This window comes from Nonomuraea sp. NPDC000554, assembly GCF_040300065.1.
GTDB lineage: Bacteria > Actinomycetota > Actinomycetes > Streptosporangiales > Streptosporangiaceae > Nonomuraea.
In genome coordinates this window covers 34,314-57,108 of sequence record NZ_JBEPDC010000023.1, presented here as the reverse complement: position 1 = coordinate 57,108, position 22,795 = coordinate 34,314, and the positions used below count along the sequence as shown (strand labels likewise).

General features: G+C 70.9%; 21 protein-coding genes and 4 tRNA genes. 10 read left to right on the top strand and 15 right to left on the bottom strand.

Going from position 1 to position 22,795, the window contains the following annotated elements; genetic code table 11:
* Nucleotides 1-34: 34 nt before the first annotated feature.
* Nucleotides 35-1,024: a LacI family DNA-binding transcriptional regulator gene (locus tag ABT294_RS35365; RefSeq protein ID WP_350810677.1), complete on the bottom strand. Its 990-nt coding sequence runs from the start codon at nt 1,022-1,024 to the stop codon at nt 35-37.
* An 88-nt stretch (nt 1,025-1,112) separates the two neighbouring features.
* On the opposite strand from ABT294_RS35365, the gene ABT294_RS35360 reads away from it, so the two are divergent.
* Nucleotides 1,113-3,221 carry an amylo-alpha-1,6-glucosidase gene (locus ABT294_RS35360; RefSeq protein ID WP_350810676.1) on the top strand — a complete coding sequence of 703 codons (2,109 nt, stop codon included), beginning with the start codon at nt 1,113-1,115 and terminating at the stop codon, nt 3,219-3,221.
* Nucleotides 3,222-3,233: 12 nt separating this feature from the next.
* Here the strand turns inward: ABT294_RS35360 and ABT294_RS35355 are convergent, their stop codons facing one another.
* The 4 genes from ABT294_RS35355 to ABT294_RS35340 all read right to left on the bottom strand — a co-directional run bounded on the left by ABT294_RS35355 (nt 3,234) and on the right by ABT294_RS35340 (nt 6,631).
* Nucleotides 3,234-3,536, bottom strand: coding sequence for a hypothetical protein (locus tag ABT294_RS35355; RefSeq protein WP_350810675.1), 303 nt, complete (start codon nt 3,534-3,536; stop codon nt 3,234-3,236).
* A gap of 238 nt (nt 3,537-3,774) precedes the next feature.
* On the bottom strand, nt 3,775-4,536 hold the full coding sequence (locus ABT294_RS35350) for a chitosanase (protein ID WP_350810674.1): 762 nt from the start codon (nt 4,534-4,536) through the stop codon (nt 3,775-3,777).
* Between the two features lie 288 nt (nt 4,537-4,824).
* Nucleotides 4,825-5,427, bottom strand: a complete 603-nt coding sequence (locus ABT294_RS35345) for an FMN reductase (RefSeq protein WP_350810673.1) — start codon at nt 5,425-5,427, stop codon at nt 4,825-4,827.
* A 115-nt stretch (nt 5,428-5,542) separates the two neighbouring features.
* The gene (locus ABT294_RS35340; protein WP_350810672.1) at nt 5,543-6,631 is read right to left on the bottom strand and encodes an LLM class flavin-dependent oxidoreductase; all 1,089 of its coding nucleotides are present in this window, start codon (nt 6,629-6,631) and stop codon (nt 5,543-5,545) included.
* Nucleotides 6,632-6,902: 271 nt separating this feature from the next.
* Between ABT294_RS35340 and ABT294_RS35335 the strand changes: the two genes are divergently transcribed.
* Nucleotides 6,903-7,196: a hypothetical protein gene (locus ABT294_RS35335; protein ID WP_350810671.1), complete on the top strand. Its 294-nt coding sequence runs from the start codon at nt 6,903-6,905 to the stop codon at nt 7,194-7,196.
* 89 nt (nt 7,197-7,285) lie between these two features.
* Here ABT294_RS35335 and ABT294_RS35330 read toward each other — a convergent pair.
* From ABT294_RS35330 to ABT294_RS35315, 4 genes are all read right to left on the bottom strand, one after another.
* Nucleotides 7,286-7,360, bottom strand: a tRNA-Val gene (locus ABT294_RS35330).
* Between the two features lies 1 nt (nt 7,361).
* Nucleotides 7,362-7,435 (bottom strand) — tRNA-Cys (locus ABT294_RS35325).
* A 14-nt stretch (nt 7,436-7,449) separates the two neighbouring features.
* Nucleotides 7,450-7,521 (bottom strand) — tRNA-Gly (locus ABT294_RS35320).
* 82 nt (nt 7,522-7,603) lie between these two features.
* Complete coding sequence (locus ABT294_RS35315; protein ID WP_350810670.1) at nt 7,604-8,359, bottom strand: SDR family oxidoreductase; 756 nt, start codon at nt 8,357-8,359, stop codon at nt 7,604-7,606.
* A 238-nt stretch (nt 8,360-8,597) separates the two neighbouring features.
* Between ABT294_RS35315 and ABT294_RS35310 the strand changes: the two genes are divergently transcribed.
* Nucleotides 8,598-9,311: an ArsR/SmtB family transcription factor gene (locus ABT294_RS35310; protein WP_350810669.1), complete on the top strand. Its 714-nt coding sequence runs from the start codon at nt 8,598-8,600 to the stop codon at nt 9,309-9,311.
* Between the two features lie 16 nt (nt 9,312-9,327).
* Nucleotides 9,328-10,878 (top strand): histidine ammonia-lyase, encoded by a 1,551-nt coding sequence (gene hutH / locus ABT294_RS35305; RefSeq protein WP_350810668.1) that lies wholly within the window; start codon nt 9,328-9,330, stop codon nt 10,876-10,878.
* Nucleotides 10,879-10,880: 2 nt separating this feature from the next.
* Here the strand turns inward: hutH and ABT294_RS35300 are convergent, their stop codons facing one another.
* The gene (locus ABT294_RS35300) at nt 10,881-12,044 is read right to left on the bottom strand and encodes a Rid family hydrolase (protein WP_350810667.1); all 1,164 of its coding nucleotides are present in this window, start codon (nt 12,042-12,044) and stop codon (nt 10,881-10,883) included.
* A gap of 57 nt (nt 12,045-12,101) precedes the next feature.
* Here ABT294_RS35300 and ABT294_RS35295 point away from each other — a divergent pair, with 57 nt between their 5' ends.
* Genes ABT294_RS35295 through ABT294_RS35280 form a run of 4 tightly spaced genes read left to right on the top strand, consistent with a single transcriptional unit; the run spans nt 12,102 to nt 16,487 of the window.
* Complete coding sequence (locus ABT294_RS35295; RefSeq protein WP_350810665.1) at nt 12,102-13,019, top strand: LysR family transcriptional regulator; 918 nt, start codon at nt 12,102-12,104, stop codon at nt 13,017-13,019.
* The gene (locus ABT294_RS35290; RefSeq protein ID WP_350810664.1) at nt 12,986-13,999 is read left to right on the top strand and encodes a chorismate-binding protein; all 1,014 of its coding nucleotides are present in this window, start codon (nt 12,986-12,988) and stop codon (nt 13,997-13,999) included. Before ABT294_RS35295 ends, ABT294_RS35290 begins: the two co-directional genes overlap by 34 nt.
* On the top strand, nt 13,996-14,826 hold the full coding sequence (locus ABT294_RS35285; RefSeq protein ID WP_350810663.1) for an aminotransferase class IV: 831 nt from the start codon (nt 13,996-13,998) through the stop codon (nt 14,824-14,826). Before ABT294_RS35290 ends, ABT294_RS35285 begins: the two co-directional genes overlap by 4 nt.
* A gap of 38 nt (nt 14,827-14,864) precedes the next feature.
* A complete protein-coding gene (locus tag ABT294_RS35280; RefSeq protein WP_350810662.1) occupies nt 14,865-16,487 on the top strand; it encodes a serine/threonine-protein kinase in 1,623 nt (540 codons plus the stop codon).
* On the opposite strand, the gene ABT294_RS35275 is transcribed toward ABT294_RS35280, so the two are convergent.
* Entirely contained in the window at nt 16,481-17,851 is a 1,371-nt protein-coding gene (locus ABT294_RS35275) for an LVIVD repeat-containing protein (protein ID WP_350810661.1), read from the bottom strand. The genes ABT294_RS35280 and ABT294_RS35275 overlap by 7 nt on opposite strands.
* A gap of 38 nt (nt 17,852-17,889) precedes the next feature.
* Here ABT294_RS35275 and ABT294_RS35270 point away from each other — a divergent pair, with 38 nt between their 5' ends.
* Entirely contained in the window at nt 17,890-18,540 is a 651-nt protein-coding gene (locus tag ABT294_RS35270; protein ID WP_350810660.1) for a DUF305 domain-containing protein, read from the top strand.
* Nucleotides 18,541-18,551: 11 nt separating this feature from the next.
* On the opposite strand, the gene ABT294_RS35265 is transcribed toward ABT294_RS35270, so the two are convergent.
* Nucleotides 18,552-18,968 carry an SsgA family sporulation/cell division regulator gene (locus ABT294_RS35265; RefSeq protein WP_020547189.1) on the bottom strand — a complete coding sequence of 139 codons (417 nt, stop codon included), beginning with the start codon at nt 18,966-18,968 and terminating at the stop codon, nt 18,552-18,554.
* 451 nt (nt 18,969-19,419) lie between these two features.
* Between ABT294_RS35265 and ABT294_RS35260 the strand changes: the two genes are divergently transcribed.
* Nucleotides 19,420-19,494: transfer RNA gene (locus tag ABT294_RS35260), tRNA-Val, on the top strand.
* 54 nt (nt 19,495-19,548) lie between these two features.
* On the opposite strand, the gene ABT294_RS35255 is transcribed toward ABT294_RS35260, so the two are convergent.
* From ABT294_RS35255 to ABT294_RS35245, 3 genes are all read right to left on the bottom strand, one after another.
* On the bottom strand, nt 19,549-20,532 hold the full coding sequence (locus tag ABT294_RS35255; protein ID WP_350810659.1) for a hypothetical protein: 984 nt from the start codon (nt 20,530-20,532) through the stop codon (nt 19,549-19,551).
* A gap of 108 nt (nt 20,533-20,640) precedes the next feature.
* Entirely contained in the window at nt 20,641-20,997 is a 357-nt protein-coding gene (locus tag ABT294_RS35250) for a hypothetical protein (protein WP_350810658.1), read from the bottom strand.
* A gap of 288 nt (nt 20,998-21,285) precedes the next feature.
* On the bottom strand, nt 21,286-22,338 hold the full coding sequence (locus ABT294_RS35245; RefSeq protein WP_350810657.1) for an alpha/beta fold hydrolase: 1,053 nt from the start codon (nt 22,336-22,338) through the stop codon (nt 21,286-21,288).
* Nucleotides 22,339-22,795 lie beyond the last annotated feature (457 nt).

Genomic DNA, 22,795 nt, shown 5'->3' with positions numbered 1-22,795 from the left:
GGGGTTTTCCTTTCAGAGTGGACTCAGGCTGGACTCACGCTGAGCGCCGGATGACGAGAGAGGGTTCGAGCAGCACGTGCTCCGGTGTCCGCGAGGCGCCGGAGCTGGGAAGCCCGGAGTCGAGAAGCGCCGTCAGCACGTCGACGCACCGGGCCGCGGCCTCCGCCAGCGGCTGGCTCAGGCTGGTCAGCCCGACGGCGCCCGCCACGGGCGTGTCGTCGAAGCCGATCACCGGCACGTCCCCGGCCTGCAGGGCGCCGAGCGCCACGGAGTCGCTGACGCAGACGAGCGCGGTCGCGCCGGCCGCGATCAGCTCCCGCGCGGCGCTCTCCCCGCTGGCAGCCGACCCGTCGGTCCGCCGCTCCAGCGGGTCCGGACGGTCGCCCCGCGCTGCCAGGGTCCTGGCCCAGCCGTCCCGGCGGTCCTCACCGACACCGGAGCCCTCGGGCCAGCCGATGAAGCCGATACGGCGGTGGCCGGCGTCGAGCAGGTGGCGGGTGGCGGCGGCGGTGCCCGCCGCGCCGTCCACGTCCACCCAGGGGTGCGCGCCGCCGTCGGGGGTGCCCCAGGGGCGGCCGAAGGTCACGAACGCCAGCCCGCGCTCGGCCAGCCAGGACGTGCGCACGTCGCCGAAGTGGGTGCTGGTCAGCACGAACGCGTCCGGCTCGTACGCCCCCAGCAGGTCGTCGAAGGTGCCGATCTCGGACCGGTCGTCGTCGGCGGTGTAGAGGATGACCCGGTACCCGGCCCTGGCGGCCGACTCGGTCAGCCCATGCAGGAACCGGTCGAAGACGTTCATACCGTCCTGGGTGGACTCGATCCGTACGGCGAGCAGCCGCGACCTGCCGGTGCGCATCCGGCGCGCGGCCTGGTTCACCCGGTACCCCAGTTCCTCGACCGCCCGCAGCACCCGATCGCGCGTCTCCTCGCGCACCATCTCAGGGGTGTTCAGCACGTTCGAGACCGTCTGCCGGGACACGCTGGCGTGCCGCGCGACATCGGCGATCGTCACCTTTTCGGCCACAAATCCTCTTAAATCGGTTTGATCGTTCAAATCGCAGTATGGCAGGATTGGATCGTTCAAGTAAGCGGAGCGTTAGGCACTATTCACCGTGCAAGTTCCGCCTGTCAAGATTCGGGGGCCGCTCGTGCTCGACCACGACACGCATCGCCTGCAACCGCTGCTGCACGACCTGGTCAGCACCGTGCTGGCACCGACGACCGCGCTCAGCGGCACGGACGGCCAGATCAGGCCCGCCGGAGTGCAGGGCCTGTTCCACGCGGACTCGCGGGCGCTGTCACAGGCCAGGCTCACGATCGACGGCAGGGAGCCGGAGGCGGTCAGCCACGCGACGCGGAACGCCGGGCACACCCGCTTCGTGTCACTGGCCCGCTGGCTCGGCGACCGGATCGCCGACCCCACGGTGCGGATCGACCGCGTCCGCGAGGTCACTCCCGGGCGCCTGTCGGAGAGCGTGGAGATCGCCTCCACAGCCACCGTCCCCGTCACGGCCACCGTGACGCTGGACGTGAGCTGCGACTTCGCCCCGATCGAGGTGGTGAAGTCCGGGCGCACCGCCCTGCCCGCCGAGGCGTCCAAGGCCGGAGACGGCGCGCTGGCGTGGAGCTCGGACCCGATCAGCGTGCTCGTGACGGGCACAGACGCGACGGGCGCACCCGCCACGGCGGACCGCACCGACGACGGCGGACGGCTCATCTGGCAGGTCGCGCTGGCCCCCGGAGAGCGCGTCACGTTGCGATGGCTCGCCGTCGTGGACGACCCCGCCGCCGCGGTCGCCGCACCCGCGCGCCCGCTGGAGTGGAGCGTGCCGCGGGTCGAGGCCGACGACGCCCGGCTGGTGCGGCTCGCCGAACGCTCCCTGGAGGACCTGCGCTCCCTCCGCCTGACCGAGACCGGCGACCCGGAGGAGACGTTCCTCGGGGCCGGGGTGCCCTGGTTCCTGACCCTGTTCGGACGCGACAGCCTCTGGGCCGCCCGGATGGCCCTGCCCCTCGGCACCGAACTGGCCGCGAGCACCCTCCGGGTGCTGGCCAAGCGGCAGGGGAAGGGGTTCGACCCCGACTCGGGGGAGGCGCCCGGGAAGATCATGCACGAGCTGCGACGGCACGACTTCGCCAGCGACGGGATGAGCCTGCCCGCCGCCTACTACGGGACGATCGACGCCACCCCGCTCTGGATCAGCCTGCTGCACGACGCCTGGCGGTGGGGGCTGCCGGAGTCCGAGATCGAGCCGCTGCTCCCGGCGCTGGAAGCGGCGCTCGGCTGGCTGGGCGAGCACGCCGACCCCGACGGCGACGGCTTCCTGGAGTACATCGACACCTCCGGCCGCGGGCTTGCCAACCAGGGGTGGAAGGACTCCGGCGACGCCGTCCGCTTCCGCGACGGGCGGCAGGCGGAGCCGCCGATCGCGCTGGCCGAGGTCCAGGGGTACGCCTACGCCGCCGCCCGGCAGGGCGCCGCGCTGCTGGAGGCGTTCGGACGCGACGGGGCCGGGCGGTGGCTGGAGTACGCCGCGGGCATGGCCACCCGCTTCCGCGACCGCTTCTGGGTGGACGGCGGCTACCCGGCGCTCGCGCTCGACGGCGACAAACGTCCCGTCGACTCGCTGACCAGCAACATCGGGCACCTCCTCGGCACCGGCCTGCTGTCCGAGGCGGAGGAGGCCAGGGTGGCCGAGCTGCTCGGCGGGCCCGCCATGTCCGGAGCCTTCGGGCTGCGGACCATGTCCACGGACGACCGCGCCTTCAGCCCGCTGTCGTACCACTGCGGGTCCGTCTGGTCGCACGACACGGCCATCGTCATGGCGGGCCTGGCAGGGGCCGGGCACGGCGGCCCGGCGGGCGACCTGGCGCACGGGCTGCTGGCGGCGGGGGAGGCGTTCGACTACCGGCTGCCTGAACTGCACGGGGGCGACAGCAGGGAGACGGTCGGCAAGCCGGTGCCCTACCCCGCGGCGTGCCGGCCGCAGGCCTGGTCGGCCGCCGCCGCGGTGACGCTCCTCCAGGTGGCGGTGGGGCTCTACCCCGACGTGCCGAACGGCACGGTCGCGCTGCGCCCGCTGGCGGGCGCGCCGCTGGGAGCGGTGACCGTCCGGGGGTTCAGGGTGGCGGGCGCGGACGTGACCGTCTCCGTCGACCGCTCAGGCACGGCCGAGCTGACGGGCCTGCCCACCGGCCTCACCCTGGACCGGCCCGCCTGACCGCGTGGGCCTTCAGGCTTCGCCGTGATAGGCGCGCAGCTCGCGGCGCGCCTGGCGACGGCTGCGGCGGCGCTCTTCACGTCGGAAGTGGTACCACTCCCGGCCCCCATCACCGCCGCCGCAGTCGAACCAGTAGTGGGCGGTGCCGCGCCAGTAACAGCCGCTTGTGCGGTGGCTCAGGGACGCGCTGCCGGCGGTGATCTCGTCCGGCAGCGTGCACGGCCCGAACCGATGATCATGCACGGGCCGGCAGGTCACCATCGGCGCGTCGGCTATCCGCACCCACCAGGGCCGGGTCCTGTCGGTCTTGCTCATACGGTCGCCTTCCGGCTCCGTGACGCCCCTGGCTGGGGCCGTCATAAGACCGGGTGCACCGTGATCACCTCCGGCTTCGCGCACGAGGCGCCGTGGACCGGCGCGGCGGCCCCGCCCCGCGCGGGACGGCTGCGGCGGCCCCGCCGATGCGCAGTGGCCTGCGATCCCGCCTGGGCGGAGTGTCCTCGCGGACCCCGAGGCGGAACCGCCTGTGGCGGCCCCGCCAAGGCTCCGGGGGTTACTTCTTGATCGTGTAGCTGTCGCCGTACACCTTCCAGGTCAGCGGCGGGTCGAGGTCGAAGTTGCCCTGCTTGAGGAAGACCCGCTGCTCGGTGTCGACGCGGCTGGTGTCCTCGTGCGCCTCCTCGGCCTTCATCGCGGCCTTGCGGGCGTCCAGGAACGCGTTCAGGTACTTCGTCTCGTCGCCGCCCTGCGCCGGGGGCTTGGCCTTGGCCAGGGCGCTCTTCCTGATGCCGCCGAAGCTGAGCTTGTCGGTGCCGGGGCCGTGCATCACGATCGCATCGTAGTAGGCGAACTGGCCGAGCGCGCGCAGCCCGTCCTGCTTGGCCTGGTCGACGGCGGGGGTGAAGTAGACGCGGTCGCGCTCGTCGTTCTGAGCCTGCTGGAAGGCGGGGTCCTTGGCGGCGGTCTTCCAGTCCTTGGTGAAGTTGGGGTCGAGGCCCTTGTGGGAGTCGCTGCCGTTGACCTTGCGCAGCGCGGGCAGGTACTTCGCCAGCACGTTGTCGGGCTTGCGGTCGGTGTAGAGCTGGACGAGCTCCAGCATGTCGCCGGTGCCCGAGCAGAAGCCGATGATCCCGGCGGTGTAGCCGCGGTCGTCGTCGATGTCCTCGATGTAGCCGTACTGGGCCTTCCAGTTGAGGGAGGAGTTCTCCGCGCTGGACACCAGCTGCATCGCGATGTCCTTCTTGTGCGGGTCGGTGAGGTCGACCGGAGCGCTGAGGCTCAGGGCGAGGAGGGGGACGAGAGCGATCTGCAGCACGTGACTCTCCTGTGAGGGGGATTCATTAGGAAAGATTCCTAACGAACCATACTCACGGGAGTCAACAGATGGGGCGGATGTTGTGAAATTTAGGCCCCCGTGGCAAAGAAGCCGCGGACTCCCAGGACGGCCGGCCGCAGCCTGGGCACGTGGCGCAGACGTTGTCGCCACCCGAGATGCCGGCCCCACGGCCGTGCGGCGAGGACCGTCGCGGGCGGAGGGCCAAGCCGGGCTTCTCGGGAGGACCGTCGCGGGCGGAGCGCCAAGCCGGGCCTCTCGGGAGGACCGTCACGGGCGGAGGGCCGCCAGTTGCTCCTCGAACGGGACGACCTCGTCCGCCTGCTCGCGGGCCGGGGCCCGGCGCAGCATGAGGTCGGCCAGTTCCTCCGACGCGCGCGCGATCCGCTCGGACAGCCCGTCGGTGAAGGCGTCGCCGCCACCACCCCAGTCCTCCGACGCCGCGTACACCGCGGTCGGCGCGACCACGGCCCGCAGGTAGGCGAACAGCGGGCGCAGCGCGTGCTCCAGCGCGAGCGAGTGCCTGGCCGTGCCGCCGGTGGCGGCGATCAGCACGGGCTTGCCCACCAGCGCCGTGGTGTCCAGGACGTCGAAGAACGACTTGAACAGGCCGCTGTAGGACGCGGCGAACACCGGCGTGACCGCGATGAGCCCGTCGGCCTCCGTGACCGCCTCGATCGCCTCGCGCAACCTGCCGTTCGCGAACCCGGTCACGAAGTTGTTGGCGATGTCCACGGCGAGTTCGCGCAGCTCGATCACGCGGACGTCCGCCGCGCCGTCGAGCCGCCGCCCGGTCGCCTCCGCGAGGCGGTCGGCGAGCAGGCGGGTCGAGGACGGCTGTGTCAGGCCCGCCGTGACGACGACGAGTTTCATGGGGTGGATCTCCTTCCGGTCGGGGGCCGGGCTTGGGGCGGCCCCCGGTCGTTCACGCCGGGCGTCCTGGCGGCCGCTTCGGCCGGTGGGTCAGGACGTCCGGGCCGCCCGGTGGTCAGGCGGCCGGTTCGGACGTGCGGGCCGCCAGCAGCGACGCGTGGCTCGGCGCGTCAGGCACCTCGGCGGGCCGGTTCTTGGCGAACTCCGCACGGAGCACCGGGACGACCTCCTCGCCGAGGATGTCGAGCTGCTCCAGCACGGTCTTCAGCGGCAGGCCCGCGTGGTCCATCAGGAACAGCTGGCGCTGGTAGTCGCCGAAGTGCTCGCGGAACTGCAGGGTCCTGTCGATGACCTGCTGCGGGCTGCCGACCGTGAGCGGCGTCTCCTCGGTGAACTCCTCCAGCGACGGGCCGTGCCCGTACACGGGCGCGTTGTCGAAGTACGGCCGGAACTCGCGGACGGCGTCCTGCGAGTTCTTGCGCATGAACACCTGCCCGCCCAGCCCGACGACGGCCTGCTCGGGCGTCCCGTGGCCGTAGTGGGCGTAACGCTGCCGATACAGGTTGATCAGCCGGATGAAGTGCTCCTTCGGCCAGAAGATGTTGTTGGCGAAAAAGCCGTCGCCGTAGTACGCGGCCTGCTCGGCGATCTCCGGGCTGCGGATCGAGCCGTGCCACACGAACGGCGGCACCCCGTCGAGCGGGCGCGGCGTCGAGGTGAACCCCTGCAGCGGCGACCGGAAGCGGCCCTCCCAGTCGACGACGTCCTCGCGCCAGAGCCGGTGCAGCAGCGCGTAGTTCTCGATGGCCAGCGGGATCCCCTGGCGGATGTCCTGCCCGAACCACGGGTAGACCGGGCCGGTGTTGCCCCTGCCGAGCATGACGTCCACCCGCCCGTCGGCCAGGTGCTGGAGCATCGCGAAGTCCTCGGCGATCTTGACCGGGTCGTTGGTCGTGATCAGCGTGGTGGCCGTGGAGAGCGTGATGCGCTCGGTCCTGGCCGCGATGTAGCCGAGCATGGTCGTCGGGGACGAGGGGACGAACGGCGGGTTGTGGTGCTCGCCGGTGGCGAACACGTCCAGCCCGACTTCCTCCGCCTTGAGTGCGATGCTGACCATCGCCTTGATCCGCTCGTGCTCGGTCGGAGTCCTGCCGGTGGTCGGGTCCATGGTCACGTCGCCGACGCTGAAGATCCCAAACTGCACTTTAGTCACCAGTCTTGACTGTTGAAAGTTTGACAGTTCCCCTAAGCGTCGTGCCGCTCCCAGATATTCCAGGTGCCAGACCCCGTCGGGATTCGCCGCTCTCGGGCCCGCCCCTGCCCGGAAATGCTACTCACCGTCCAACGCGCGGATCGGCGCGGTCGTGCCGGTTTCGGGGGCGCCGCACGTCGTCGCTGACTTTAGATGGTCGCCTCATTACTCTGAGTGACTGATCGGGTTGTGAACGGCAGCCCAGCGTCTAGGAGGAACCACCATGCGACGCCTCACCATGGCACTCGCGGCCCTGTCGGCGGCCGGGACACTCGCCATCACCCTCCCCGGCTCCGCCTTCGCCGCGGACGGCGTCCTGCTCATCAACGGGCGGAAGTTCTTCGAACCCAGCGGCTGCGTCAACGTCCCCAGCCGCTTCGGGGTGAACGTCCTGAACGGAACGAACGAGGTCGCCTTCGTCTTCGAGGGCATCGACTGCACGGGAGACGTCCTCGCGGCCGTCGAGCCGGGTGACGAGGCGTTCGTCGAGAATGGAACCAGCGTTTTCATCCGATAGGTTCCTCCGGGCCGGGGTGACCAGCCCCTGCAGGGGGACGAAGCAGCCCCAGACGCCCGGTAGGAGCCGGGAGCTGGGGCTGCAACGCGTGGTGGACGATACTGGGATTGAACCAGTGACCTCTTCCGTGTCAGGGAAGCGCTCTCCCGCTGAGCTAATCGTCCTTGGAGGTGGAGACGGGATTTGAACCCGTGTAGACGGCTTTGCAGGCCGCTGCCTCGCCTCTCGGCCACTCCACCGAGTCGAAGCTCCGAGCGGAAGACGGGATTCGAACCCGCGACCCTCACCTTGGCAAGGTGATGCTCTACCACTGAGCCACTTCCGCATTGCCGCCGCGGCTGCGGCGACGAGAGAACTCTAGCGAATCCTGGCCGAGTCCCCAAACCGGAGCCGATCGGGAGGGCCGGTCAGATGTCGCCGAGCGTATGGCCGCCGTTCACGGTGACCGTCTGGCCGGTGACGAACCCGGCCGCGTCGGAGGCGAGGTAGGAGACGGCCGCGGCGACGTCCTCGGGGGTGCCCATGCGTCCCAGCGGGACGTCCGAACGGTAGGAGTCCAGCTCCTCATCGGACGCGCCGGAGTGCCGTTCGACCGGGATCCAGCCGGGGGCGACGAGGTTCACGGTCACGCCGTGCGCGCCGAGCTCCCTGGCCCACGCGCGGGTCAGCCCCAGCTGGGCGGCCTTCGCGGCGGCATACGCCGACATGCCGGGCACCAGCCGGTCCACGATGTCGGACCCGATCTGGATCACCCGCCCGCCGCCTCCCGCCTTCATCCCGGGCAGGGCGGCCTGCACGAGCAGCGTGGGACTCTTGACGAAGAAGCGGAGCTGGTCGAGGTGCGTGTCCCAGGTGAGGTCCTCGAACGCGACGGACGGCTGCGGCCCGGTGGCGTTCAGCACCAGCACCCGGACCGGCCCCAGCCGCTCGGTGACGCGTCCGACCAGGTCCGACACCTGCGCCTCGTCGGTCACGTCCGCCGCGAACGCCTCGGCCGGCGCGCCGGCCGCACGGATCCTCTCGGTGAGCCGCCGGGCGCCCTCGGCGTCGGACCGGTAGTTGACGGCCACCGCCCAGCCGTCGCGGGCCAGCCGCTCCGCGATCACGGCCCCCAGCCCTCTGGACGCGCCGGTGACCAGCGCCACGCCCTTCACTGCCGCCATCCGAGCCTCCTCGACAGGCCGCCAGCGTACGCGACAACCCCCGACGCCCCGCCCGACCCACGCGATACCCGCGACACCCGCACGACCCTCGCACGACACCGCCCGCATGACACCCCACGACGCCGCTTCACGATGCCGCCCGCACGACAACCCCGCGCCCGCCCCCGACCGAGGCGCCCGTGACCACTCCCGCGACGGTTCGTCCGGGGGCGAAGTGTCCGTGGGTTAGCGTCGAGGTATGGCTGTGGAACACGTCGCGCACGACGCCGACATCGCCCCCGTCGCGGCGCTGATCGCCGAGCCCGCCAGGGCCGCGATGCTGACCGCGCTGCTCGACGGCCGGGCGCTGGCCGCCGGGGAACTGGCGAGGATGGCGGGCGTGAGCGCCGCCACCGCCAGCGCCCACCTGGCCAGGCTGCTCGACGGGCGGCTCGTGGACGTCGTCCGGCAGGGCCGCCACCGTTACTACCGGCTCGCCGGGCACGAGATCGCCGAGGTCCTGGAGGTGATGGCGAGGATCAGCACCCGCCCGCCCGTCCGGTCGCTGCGGCAGTCACGGCAGGCGCGGCGGCTGGAGGAGGCCCGCACCTGCTACGACCACCTGGCGGGACGGGCCGGAGTGGCGCTGCTCGAGCAGCTCAGGCAGGGCGGCTACCTGCACGGCCAGGAGGTCACCGAAGCGGGGGAGCGGCTGCTCGGCGGCCTGGGCGTGGACGTCGAAGCGGCCCGCGCGGCCAGGCGGCGCTTCGCCCCCGAGTGCCTGGACTGGACCGAGCGCCGCGCCCACCTCGGCGGCGCGCTCGGAGCCGCGATCACCACCGTGCTGTTCGAGCGCGGCTGGTACCGGAGAGAGGCCGTGCCCCGTGCGGTGACCCTGACGGAGGCGGGCAGGGAAGGGTTGGCGACACTGTTCTCCGGTAAGGAGCTAACATCGCATACGCCGGTTACCTAAGCGAGAGAGTCCCATCATGCGCGACAACGGAGTCGTGAACGTCGGCCCGGAGCCGTTGAGCTTCGACGACGTCATCCGGGTGGCCCGTCACGGAGCCCCCGTCCAGCTCAGCGACGACGCGATGGCCGCGATCTCGGCCGCGCGTCAGCGGATCGACGAACTGGCGGAGAGCCCGGTGCCCGCCTACGGCGTGTCCACCGGGTTCGGCGCGCTCGCCACCCGGCACATCGACCCGGCGCTGCGCGCGCAGCTCCAGCGCTCGCTGGTGCGCTCGCACGCGGCCGGAAGCGGCCCCGAGGTCGAGACCGAGGTCGTGCGGGCGCTCATGCTGCTGCGCCTGCACACGCTCGCGACCGGGCACACCGGCATCAGGCCGACCACCGCCAGGACACTCGCCGCGCTGATCAGCGCGGGGATCACCCCGGTCGTGCACGAGTTCGGCAGCCTCGGCTGCTCGGGCGACCTGGCGCCGCTGGCGCACGTCGCGCTGGTGCTCATGGGCGAGGGCGTCGTACGCGACAGGTCCGGAAACCTCACCTCGGCGGCCGAGGCGCTCAAGCAGGCCGGCATCGAGCCCGTCGAGCTGGCCGCCAAGGAGGGGCTCGCGCTCATCAACGGCACCGACGGCATGCTCGGCATGCTCATCCTCGCCATCGACGACCTGGCCAGGCTGCTCAGGAGCGCCGACGTGAGCGCCGCGATGAGCGTGGAGGCGCTGCTCGGCACCGACGCGGTGTTCGCCCCCGAGCTCCAGGCGCTGCGCCCGCAGCCCGGCCAGGCCTTGGCCGCGGCCAACATGGTGCGGATCCTCGCCGAGTCGCCGATCATGGCCAGCCACCGTGACCCCAACGCCTGCACCCGCGTCCAGGACGCCTACTCCCTGCGCTGCGCGCCGCAGGTGGCGGGCGCGGCGCGCGACACGGTCGCGCACGCCGCCAACGTCGCCACCTGGGAGCTGGCCAGCGCCGTCGACAACCCCGCCGTCCTCGCCGACGGCCGGGTCGAGTCGAACGGCAACTTCCACGGCGCCCCGGTCGCCTACGTGCTGGACTTCCTGGCGATCGTCGCCGCCGACGTGGCCTCGATGTCCGAGCGCCGCACCGACCGCTTCCTGGACGTCGCCCGCAACCACGGCCTGCCCGCCTTCCTGGCCGACGACCCCGGCGTGGACTCCGGCCACATGATCGCCCAGTACACGCAGGCGGCCGTCGTCTCGGAGATGAAGCGGCTGGCCGTCCCCGCGAGCGTCGACTCCATCCCCAGCTCGGCGATGCAGGAGGACCACGTCTCGATGGGCTGGTCGGCCGCCCGCAAGCTGCGCAGGTCGGTCGACGGGCTGACCCGGGTGCTGGCCGTCGAGGTGCTCACCGCCGCCCGCGCCCTCGACCTGCGCGCACCGCTCAGGCCCGCCCCCGCCACGGCCGCCGTGGTGGCCGCGCTGAGGGAGAGCATCCCCGGCCCCGGCCCCGACCGGTTCCTGGCGCCGGAGATCGAGGCGGCCGTCCGCATGGTGGCCGACGGCGCCGTGGTGGCCGCCGCCGAGTCCGTGACGGGCCCGCTGGCCTGAGGTCAGCGGAGGGCGGCGATCACGTCCACCTCCAGCAGCAGGCCGGGCATGAACAGCTTCGACACCTGCACGGTCGTGCTGGCAGGCGGCGTGCCCGTCAGGTACTTCCTGCGGACCTGTCCGTATTCGAAGCGCTGGTCCATGTCCGTGAGGTAGGTCCGGATGAAGGCGATGTCCTCGAACGTCGCCCCCTGGTCGGCCAGGACGCGTGACAGGCACTGGAAGACGTGCTCGGCCTGCTCCGTCATCGACCCCTCGCCGACCAGGTTCCCCTGCTCGTCGAAGGCCGCCTGCCCGGAGACGTAGAGCATGTCGCCGACCCGCACGGCGTGCGAGTAGAAACCGTTGGTCGCGGGCACGGTCGCGGGGTTGACCGGGACGGTCCGCCGCCCGGGGGCTCCGGAGACGTGCCCGGTTATGGCCGTCAGGTCGCGCCCGCCCAGCCCGGCCGCCTCGGCCTGCTGCAGGCGCTTCCTGGCGGCCGTGGCCAGCGACGCGCCGTCCCAGGCGGCCAGCCCCAGGTCCTTGGCCGCCAGCGACAGCGAGTACCGGGTCTCCGCGGACGGCGTCCGCAGGCGCTCCGCCAGCCCGCCGAGCGGCGTCCCCGACAGCACGTCGATCAGCGCGTCCCGGTCGACGCCGTGCTCCTGCCCGTACGCGAACGTCTCGGCGAGCAGCACCTGCGCGGGCACGAGCGCGCTCATCACGGCGAGCTTCAGAGCCGCCCCGGCCCCCAGCGGCCCCACCTCGCGTACCGTGCCGAACACCGACAGCACGTCGCGGCAGCCCGACACGTCCCCTCCGGCGAGTACGGTCAGCGTGCCCTCGGCCGCGGGACCGACGCTGCCCAGCACCGGCGCGTCCACCAGGCCGATGGAGGCGGGCAGCAGCGCGCGCAGCTCGCGGACCGCCTCCGGCCCGATCGTGGACATCTCCACCACCGTCGCACCGGGCCGCAGCCCGGGCAGCGCGGCAGTCAGCACCTCGCGCACCGCCGCCGGGTCGCTCAGCACGGTGATGACGAGCTCCGCCCCGTCAACCGCCTCCGCCACGGGAACGCCGCCGCGCCGCCACGTCGTGACCTTGTGCCCGGTCGTGTGCTCGGCCTCAATGAGCCGCTGGGCCATCGGGACGCCCATGCGTCCCTGTCCGAGAAAAGCAATCATGTCCTTAGTGAACCGATATGCGAGGCATTCCACCACCGACTAGATTGCATACCAGCCATGACTGACGTGAATGCCTTCGACACCGGCGCGCTCCGCCTCTTCGACGAGGTCGCCAGGAGCGGCTCCTTCACCGCCGCCGCCGAGCTGCTCGGCTACACCCAGTCGGCCGTCTCCCGGCGCGTCGCCGCCCTCGAACGCGCGGCCGGTGGGCCGCTCTTCGAGCGGCTCGCCCGAGGGGTACGGCTGACTCCGGCGGGGGCGGCTCTGCACCGGCACGCCGTCACCGTGCTCGACCGGCTCGAGCGAGCGGGCGAGGAACTGGCCGCCATCCACGGCGGCAGCGGTGGCACGCTGCGCGTGGGCGCGTTCGCCACCGCCAACGTCGACCTCGTTCCAGCCACGCTGAAGGCGTTCGCGCACCACCGGCCCCGCGTCGAGCTGCGGCTGGTCGAGGGGCTCACCTCCCGGCTGATGGAGCGGCTGCGCGCGGGCAGGCTGGACGTCGCGGTGATCAGCGACTACCCGGCCGGGCTGCCCGCGGAGGACGGCCAGGTTCTGCCGCTGCGCGAGGACAGGCTGCTGGTCGCGCTGCCCCGCGCGCACCGGCTGGCCGGCGAGGACAGCGTCGACCTGCGCGACCTGCGCGAGGAGACGTGGATCGAGGCGGCTCCGCGCGGCCAGCCGACGCTGCTCGTCACCGCCTGCGCCACCGCCGGGTTCACCCCGCGCAGCGGGCTCCGGGTGGCCGAATGGTCGGGGAAGTTCGGGTTCGTCGCCGCCGGGCTCGGGGTGACGCTGGTGCCGGAGCTGGCGGCCCGGGCCGTCCCGCCCGATCTGGTGCTGCGCCCGCTGCAGGGGCTCGCGCCCGCGCGGAAGGTCTACGCGGCGCTGCCGGAGAGCCCGCTTCCCGCCGCGCTCGAGTTCGTCCGGCTCCTGGGAGAATGGCAGACGTGTACGACGGTTTCGCCCACATAGGTCACGTCCTCGCCACGGGGGTGCGCGACCTGACGACCGACCTCGCCGCCCTCGACGGCGAAGGCTGGTGGGCGGTGGTGGTCGACTACGAGGGCAAGGTGACGTGCGCCCGCTTCGACCGCGTACGGCCCGCGCCGCTGCCCCGTCCGGCCGCCCCCTGGTACGGGCCGCACCCCGGCCAGTGGCGCAGCTCGCTCGACCGCGACGCCTACGAGCGCGGCGTGCGGGCCATCCGCGACTACATCGAGCAGGGCGAGGTCTACCAGGCGAACCTGTGCCGCGTGCTGACGGCGCCCGTGGCGCTCGACGCCGACCCCCTCGCGCTGGCCGCCAGGCTCGCGGCGGGCAATCCGGCGCCGCACGCCGCCGTCATCCACGTGCCCGGCCTCAGCGTCGTGTCGGCCTCGCCCGAGCTGTACCTGTCGCGCGACGGCGACGTCGTGGAGTCCAGGCCGATCAAGGGCACCGGCGTGACCGCCGACGACCTGCTGGAGAAGGACTACGCCGAGAACGTCATGATCGTGGACCTGGTCCGCAACGACCTCGGCAGGGTCGCGGCCGTCGGATCCGTCGAGGTGCCGTCGCTGTGCGCGGTCGAGGAGCATCCCGGGCTGGTCCACCTCGTCTCGACGGTCCGGGCCAGGCTCGCACCGGGCAACGGCTGGCCGGAGCTGTTCGCGGCGACGTTTCCGCCCGGTTCCGTCACCGGCGCGCCCAAGTCGTCGGCACTGCGCATCATCAATGAGCTCGAACCGGTGCCCCGGGGGCCGTACTGTGGGGCTGTGGGCTGGGTTGACGCCGACCGTCGCAGGGCGGCGCTGGCCGTGGGCATCCGCACGTTCTGGATCTCCGCCGGTGAGATCCGGTTCGGCACGGGCGCGGGCATCACCTGGGGGAGCGACCCCGGGCGGGAGTGGCTCGAGACCGAGTTGAAGGCGTCCAGACTCATCGCACTGGCATCCTCAGGAGGAGACACATGAACATCCCTGTCTGGGTCAACGGGGAACTGATCGACCCGTCGCAGGCCACCGTCTCGGTGTTCGACCACGGGCTGATGGTCGGCGACGGCGTGTTCGAGACGATCAAGATCGTGAACGGCGAGTCGTTCGCGCTCACCCGCCACCTCGACCGGCTCAAGCTGTCGGCCCAGCGCATGGACCTGCCCGAGCCCGACGTCGACGCCATCGCAGAAGGCGTCGCCAAGTGCCTGGCGGTCGCCCCCGACTGGGCGCTCGGCCGCATCCGCATCACCTACACCAGCGGCCCGGGCCCCCTCGGCTCCGACCGCGGGAACCAGGGCACCACCTCCGTCGTGATCGTCGACGAGCAGAAGCCGTTCCCCGCCACCGCGAACGTCACCGTCGTCCCCTGGCCGCGCAACGAGCGCGGCGCGCTGTCGGGCGTCAAGAGCACCTCGTACGGCGACAACGCCAAGGCCCTCGCCTACGCCAAGGCGCGCGGCGGCGGCGAGGCGATCTTCGGCAACCTCGCGGGCGACCTGTGCGAGGGCACCGGCTCCAACATCTTCATCGTCCGCGACGGCCGCCTGCTCACCCCGACGCTGGAGGCCGGGCCGCTGGCGGGCGTCACCAGGGCGCTCGTCCTGGAGTGGTGCGGCGGCGACGAGGTCGACGTGCCGCTGTCGGCCCTGTACGAGGCCGAGGAGGCGTTCCTCACGTCCACCACCCGCGACATCCAGCCGATCAAGCTCGTCGACCAGACCGAGCTGCCGGTCGCCCCAGGCCCGATCACCGCCAAGGCCATGCGCGTCTTCGCCGAGCGCGCTGCGGCCAACCTGAACCCCTGATATAACCTAGCCTCACAAACGGATCTTGTGAGGCGTACGTGGCTGTCGGCGCGCTGCGCTCGGGCGACCCCGGGCGGTTAGGGGAGCACGCCGTCGTGGGCAGACTCGGCCAGGGCGGGCAGGGCGTGGTCTACCTCGCCGAGACCCCGGGCGGTGAGCGCGTGGCCATCAAGGTCATGACGGGCGACCTCGATCGGTCCTTCGAGCGCGAGCTGGCCGCCGCCCGCCAGGTCGCCGAGTTCTGCACCGCCCGCGTGATCGCCGCCGACCTCGACCACGACCCGCCCTACGTGGTCAGCGAGTACATCGACGGCCCGTCGCTGGCGGCGGTCGGCCCGCTGGGCGGCGCCGCGCTGATCCGGCTGGCCATCGGCACGGCCACCGCCCTGACCGCCATCCACCGGGCCGGCGTGGTGCACCGGGATTTCAAGCCTGCCAACGTGCTGATGGCGCCCGACGGGCCGCGCGTCATCGACTTCGGCATCGCACGGCTGTCGGGGCTCACCGCCTCCCACAGCCAGCTGGCCGGCACACCGCGGTACATGGCCCCGGAACAGTTCGGCGACGGGCCGGTGGGCGCGCCCACCGACATGTTCGCGTGGGGTTCGACGATGGTCTTCGCCGCCTCCGGGCGCCCGCCGTTCCGCGGCGACAGCATCGCCGCGGTGGCCTACCAGATCCTGCAGGCCGAGCCTGACCTGGGCGACCTCAGCGCGCCGCTGCGCGGGCTGGTCGCGCGCTGCCTGGCCAAGGACCCCGCCGTCCGGCCCACCGCCCGCGACGTGCTCCTCGAACTGGTCGGCGAACACGGGGCGGCCGAGCTGGACCTGACCACCGTGGAGGCGGGCCTGCCCCGGGTGTCGCGCAGGGGCCTGCTGGTCGGGGCCGGGGCCGTCCTGGCCGCCGCGGCGACGAGCGGGGTGCTGCTGTGGCGCAGGGCCGCCGGGGGTACGACGAGCGCGCCGCCGGCGGCCTCGGGAAGCCCGGCGGCGGTGACCGCGTCCCCCTCAGGTCCGGCGGCGGAGCCGCGCGCGCTCATGGCGGCGATACAGACGGCCCTCGGCGCCACGCCGATGGCCGACCTCACCTACGAGGGAGGGCTGTCGCAGAGCAGCTTCAACGCCAACGCCACGGGGAGGCTCGTCTACGACCTCGGCGCGGGGTCCGCGACGAACGCGGTGAGCTACGACCTGTCCGTTCTCGCGTCCGCCACCGGCGACAAGCGGGTCAGAGCCGCCGTCATCCGCCAGAGCGCCGCCTACGGCATCTACATCAACGGCCGCAAGACGAAGGAGCGCGACCCGTCCGAGATCGTGGCCCACGTCCGGCTCATCGAGCTCATGGCTTCAGTCGCGATGCTCACCGAGCTGGTCGCGCTGACGCCCGCCGTGCGCCGATCGGGACGCGTCTACACCGGCTCGCTCCACACCGTGACGACTCCGCAGACCCTGCAGGACATCCTCATGGAGATCGCCGGCGGCTGGACGCAGAAGGAGCTGGCGAAGACGACCCTGAACTGGAAGGTCGAGCTGGACCCCCAGGACCGCCCCGTGTCGTACCTGCTCGTCTGGAGGTATCCGATCGAGGGCGACATGCTGACCTCCACCTGGGAGACCCGCTACAGCCACTGGCGCTCTGGGACGATCACCGCGCCTCAGTAGGTCTTCTGGGTCTGGACGTTGAAGTCGTCCATCTTGACCTGCTTGGCCGGGTCGGTCAGCGGGTCGTCGATCCTGATCACGTCCAGGCCCTCGCGCATGTCGCTGGAGTAGATGTAGCCGTTGTAGTAGTACGCCGACCACGACCCCGCCGCGCCGCCCGCGAACGGCCCGCGCTCGAAGTAGCCGATCTCCCTGGGGTTGCTGGAGTCGGTGAAGTCCCAGATCGACACGCCGCCCTGGTACCACGACTGGACCATGACGTCCTTGCCCTTGACCGGGATCAGCGAGCCGTTGTGGGCGACGCAGTTCTCCTTCTCCTGCTGTTCGCGCGGGATCTTGAAGTAGCCGCGGAGTTCCAGCCGGTTGTCGACCAGATCGTAGATCGCGTCGGCGCCCTTGGTCGGGGGCGTCCTGTGGTCACAGGTCGGGGCCGAGCCGCCGCCCAGCTCGTCGCTGAAGACGACCTTGGTGGCGTCGTTGTTGAACGTGGCCGAGTGCCAGATCTGGAAGTTCTCCGTGTCGCGGACCTGTTGCAGCACCTTGGGATGGACCGGGTCGGAGATGTCGAGCAGGAAGCCGTCGCCGAAGCAGGCGGCGGCGGCCAGGTGCTTCTCGGGGAAGGCGGTGATGTCGTGACAGCCGGTGCCCTCCTGCGGGCGATCCACCCCGAGGGGAGGCTTGGCCACGACCTTCGCCGCCTCGGGGTTCTTGGTGGGGATCTCCACGATCTGCAGGAGTTCGTGCGGAGGCGGGCAGGTCACCGAGTCCGGCTGAGGGCCGGGGGAGGAGACGTAGACGTAGAGCTTCTCGCCGTCGGGCACCATCGTGTGCGTGTGCGAGCCGCAGTCGGTGGCGACGGCCGCGACGTACTTGGGGCTCCGCTTGTCGCTGATGTCGAAGATCCGCAGGCCCTCCCAGGCGCGCTCCTTCGTCGTGGACGCGCAGGTCTCGTCGCTTCGCGGCTCGTCGATCGAGAGGATCAGCAGGTCGCCGTAGACGGAGACGTCGTTCTGCTGGGCCGGGCAGGCCACCTGGCTGACCGTCTTGGGCTTGGTCGGGTCGCTGATGTCGTAGATCGCGAAGCCGCCGAAGTTGCCGACGAACGCGTAGTCGCCCTGGAAGGCCAGGTCGGTGTTCCAGTCCATGTCACCGGCCAGCGGCGCGGCACGGGGCACGTGGGCGACCTGGGTCACGTTGGCGCTCGTCATCACGTTCCCGGCGGCTCCCGGGGTGGCCGCCAGGCCCGGCTTCGCCGTGCCCTTCCCGGGTTCGGACGTCGCGGCTCTCGGCGTCGTGACGGCGCACGCGGACACCAGCATGAGTAACACGCATGCCACCGCCCCTCCGAGTTTGGCAGCGTTCACGCGTGTCCCCCTTATCGTTTTGACTCAGTATGGAAGCTATGTCAGCCATGAGTCCGGCGCGCGCGTTCTTGGTCGCTCTTCTGGCGTCGCTGGCCCTCACGGGCTGCGCCGAGGAACCCGAGCAGCCACCGGCGGTGGGCACGGGCGCACCAGTGATCGTCCCACAGGGTCCGGGCACCCCGGCCAGGACGGCCACCCCGGGGGAGCGGGTGGGGGAACGGCCGCCGGGGCCGGTGGCGGCCGACGTCCGGTTCGCCGAGGCCATGATCCCGCACCACCGGCAGGCGCTGGAAATGACCGGCCTGGTCAAGGACCGGACCACAAATGCGGAGATCAGGCGCTATGCCGAGCAGATCGCCGTGGCCCAGCAGCCGGAGATCAAGCTCATGACCGACTGGCTGGGCGAGCTCGGCCGCTCGGCGCCGGCCGGCCACGCCCACGCCCAGACCGGCGACGGCATGGCCGACGAGCAGGAGCTGAATCAGTTGGGCGCGGCGAGGGGCGCCGCGTTCGACCGGCTGTTCCTCACCCTGATGATCAGACACCACGGGGGAGCGGTGCGGATGGCGGGAGAGGAACTCAAGGCCGGCCAGGACCAGCGCATGCGCCTCATGGCCAAGGACGTCTACTCGGGCCAGAGCATCGAGATCAGCAGAATGCGCGCCACCCTGGACTCACTGCCGGGGTGACACGCGCTGGTTCAGGACGGCCAGAGCATGTTGGTGAGCTCGGCGTCCAGATCCATGAAGTCGGTCTCGCGACCGGCCGGCACCTTCTCGTACGTCCGGTGCAGGAACTCCGTCAGCGGGGCCAGCGGCACCTCGAAGAGAGCCTGACCGAACGGTGAGGTCAGGCTGATATGGAGGGTGCGCTCGCCGTCGGCGCGTGCGGGCCAGACCTGCACGTCGCCGTCGCCGACACGTCTCACGATGCCAACGGTCAGAAGTTCCCTGGCAAAGATCCACTCGACCGGTTCGTCGTTCCCTACGTGGAAGGCCATGCGTATGGCATACGGGTCGTCGGCTGTATAGCTCAGCCCGGCAAGGAGGGGGACGGTAGTACGGTCGGGGACCACAAGCCGAAGGCCAAGCTCGGCGGAGACGGTGGTGCTGTTCATCGTCAGCCAAACCTTTTCGTCGTAGGTCCCCACACGGGGCTTTCACTGCTCTGACGGACTTCGTCCTGAGCTATGACGCGGAACGAAGAAACCTGTAGGAAAGATTCCGCTCCGAGGCCCTTCTGTAACGCACATCACAGCTGGACATTTGGGCAACTACCTGGCTAAACGGCATCAATCGGGTCGTATTTGCAAGGGTTTTGCGAGTTGTGGAGCCTGTCTCGGCGGGCCGACCAAGAACGTTTCCTACTAAAGATCACGATCGGCACCTTCCGGGACACGACGATGGTATGACAACGAGCAGCCACACCGACGGGCAACTGCCCCCTTTCCCCCGATTCCCCTCCGGCCTTCGTCGCTACCCCTCGGGCCGGGAGATCGTCGCTTCGCCAGCACCCCCCGAAGTGCGGTATGGTTTTCCCCGTCGGCACCGCGAGGGGCCGCACAGGGCGGGCGATTAGCTCAGCGGGAGAGCGCTTCGTTCACACCGAAGAGGTCACTGGTTCGATCCCAGTATCGCCCACCACGTCAGAGGCCGCCTCCCATGCGGGAGACGGCCTCTTGTCATGTCCGGGGTGCCCTACGACGAGAACCAGTCCACGATCGGGTACCACGGGATGATCCCCCGTCCGGCGAGCAGCCGTACGTCCCAGTAGAGGAAGGTGAAAGCGCCCGCGACGATGAGGGCCGAGGCCGTCAGGACGGCGACCCGGCTCGGCTTCGTGGCCAGCCACCGCTGCGGCCGGCCGTTTGCGACGACGGTCAGGACGAGGAACAGCACCGACATGATGACGATGTTCCCGAGCGACTGCAGGCTGAAGGCGACCGCGCCGTAGAGCGGGTTCCCGCTGTCAGCCGCGTCGCGGAACATCTGCCGGAACAGGGGGAAGGGGCGCCCGATCAGGAATCCGCCGATCAACCCGCCCATGAAGACCATCGGGAAGTTCGGGAAGCGCGCGGCGATCCGGGCGAACGGGTCGGGCACGATGCCGAGCGCCGCGAGGCCCAGGTACAGCATCACCAGTCCGATCACTCCGAAAACGGCCATCGACTGGATGCTGCGCGGCGACAGGCTCCCGGCGACGTTCTGGGCGGTCGAGAACTGCGGCATGCGGGTGCCGACCAGCCCGACGACCGCGCCGTACGTGGCGGACACCGCGAGCATGCCGACCGACAGCCAGCCCAGCGGCTTCAGCGTGCGCAGCAGCCGACCCCAGCGGCTGCCGCCGGCGCCGAGCAGGGGCGCCACCGCGCTGAGCGCGGCGACGTTGCAGGCGGTGAACGTGCCGGCCAGCCCGGACACGAACGCGAACGTGATGCCCGCAGCCACTCCCGCGATCGGCGTCGCCTTCGCGTCGTGCCCGAGCAGCGCGTTGGCGACGCTGTCGCCGATCTCCTGGTCGACGAACTGCGCCGACCAGAAGACGGTCAGCAGGAAGCCCCCGAGCGCGCTGAGCAGCACGACCAGCCAGCGCCTGCGGGGGAAGGCGCCGTTGACGAAGGTGGACGTCGCGGGGGCGGGATGAAGGGCCTCGCGGTCGGGCATGGTCCTGGGACGTGCCATCGTGATCTCCTCCGGCGAGGGGGGTGGTCCGCAGTCGCGCTCGGCGCTGCGGCGAGATGGCGGCCGGAACGCGGCGTCGCGGCAGTTCACCCACAGGATGAAGGTGTCTTACCCAACGGCGCTTCTGTCGGACTGCGCACTCCGCGGAGCGAGTCGCTTCACCGCGTAGACGAGCAGCGAGAGGCCCGCGGCGAGCAGCAGCGCGGTGAACACCCACTCGTTGGAGCCCCCGGGGCCGTATACGCGGCTTGACCGGCCGACGTCGACAGCCTTGGTCTGCTGGCCGACGCGGAGCGTGTCACTGTCGCTGCCGTACAGGGAGACCTGCCGCCGCTCCCCGTTGTCCGCGCGGAACTCGCCCAGCCAGTTGCACTGCTCGTGCGGGCCGTGATAAACGCAGTCGAGCCTTTCCGCCGTGAAGACGCCGGGTGTCCCGTCAGCCCGGGCGGCCCGGATGGCGGGCATGACACTCGGCACAGCGAGGAAGAGCAGAAAGCCCGCAACGAGCCCCAAGACTGCGAAGAACCACGGCGAACTCTCGCGGCGCGCATGTCGACGGATCACCACCCAATTGTGATGATCGAGGCTGCGAAATCCTTCTTCCAACGTGCTCGACCCTGAAAGCTTGCGGCTCTGGCACGCCAGGCCGTCGGCGGTGATGCCGTGGTGCTCTGTTCGGTGGGGTCCGCCCAAAAGGTTTGACCAGAGGCCGGCGTCCGGCCTCTGGTCAGGTGCCTGGGATCGGTGTCTGTGCTACCGGGCGCAGCCGGCGAGTTCGGGCCGAGGTGGTGTGGTGTTCTCGGTGCCGAAGAAGAGGCCTGCGCAATCGCTCAGGAAGGTCGGATTCTCCTCGGGGACGAAATGCCCGGAGTCGGGCGCAACCGCGGAACGAACGTCGTCGGCGACCTTGCGGAACGAGTCGGCGACGCCGGGCCCGAACGAGTACTGCCCACCGATCCCCAGCACCGGCATGGGCAGCCGCTTCGCCGCGTTGGCCTTGTTGTTCTCCGCGTCGCCGGCGAACGCCCGGTAGTACTCGTACCCCGCGGTCCGCCTGGCCGGGTCCGCATAGGCCGCGAAGAACGGCTCGCGATCCACGGCGTCCTGGCGATGACTGAAGTCGAACATCATGCCGAGGTAGGTCCTGACGTCGTCGTTGTCCATGATCTGCTCGGGAATCGGTGCGGGGGAGGAGTTGAACCGGAAGTGCCAGCTCAGTCCGTACAGCTCCTCAAGGCCGAAGCCGGCCAGTGGCGTCTCGATCGCGGCGAGCCGGGTCACCTCGGTCGGGAAGTCGCGTGCGTAGGGGTAGGCGACCAGGGCGCCGAGGTCGTGGCCGAGTAGCCCCACCTGGCTGAAGCCCAGACGTTGCACGGCCTGGTGAATCCGCTGTGCGGTGGTGACCTTGTCGTAGCCGCCGGCCGGTATGGAGGAGTCTCCCAGCCCCGGCAGGTCGAACGCGATCACGGTGTGCTTGCGGGCGAGCTCGGGCATCACCTGACGCCATATCAGCCACGTCTGCGGCCAGCCGTGCAGGAGCACGATGGCCGGGCCGGACCCGCCCATGACGTAGTGGAGGGTGCCGCCGTCGACAGCGACCTTCCCGTGCGTGAACCCGGGAGCGAAGAGCGCCGGGCCGGTCGAGGGTTCCTTGGGCGTTCCGCTCGCGTCGGCGCCGGCAGTCATGGTGAACAGGGCCACCAGGGCGACGAACACGCTGATGGCGGCCCGCCCCAGTCTCGTGACGCGTGGTCTGGGTCTCGGTGTTTGCACGGTGTCGCGGGCGGGTGTTTCCTCTTGCCGCATGTCCAGTTCCCTTTCCGAGCGCAGAGAACCACGTGACGAGCCAGCGTTCGGCGACATGAGCCCACTTCCGCGTTGCGCCCATTACCGGTCGGCGCGCACCGCCAACACCAAGGCTGGGGGGTGGCAGCAGCGGAGGCCGCCGGTCACTTGGCGTCATGTGTTCGAGTGAATCCTGCACGATTGGAGATCACGCCGTCTTCTTCGATCGTGCTCTCTGCCAAGCCCGTGGACTCGCCACGGTTGTCTCAATCCATGAGACGGGAGAGCCCCGGGAGACTCCGTGATCTGGGTCGGCGGCTTCGCTGTTTCCCGTCCTTACGCATTGGTTCGGCGTCGGCATAACAAAAGGTGATGAGGAACTCCACGCGCGTTCATAATGAGGTGGTAAGAGCCTCTAACAAACGGCGCTCGGGCGCGATCGAGCTCATTGTGCGAGGACGTGAAGTACGGTTGCGTC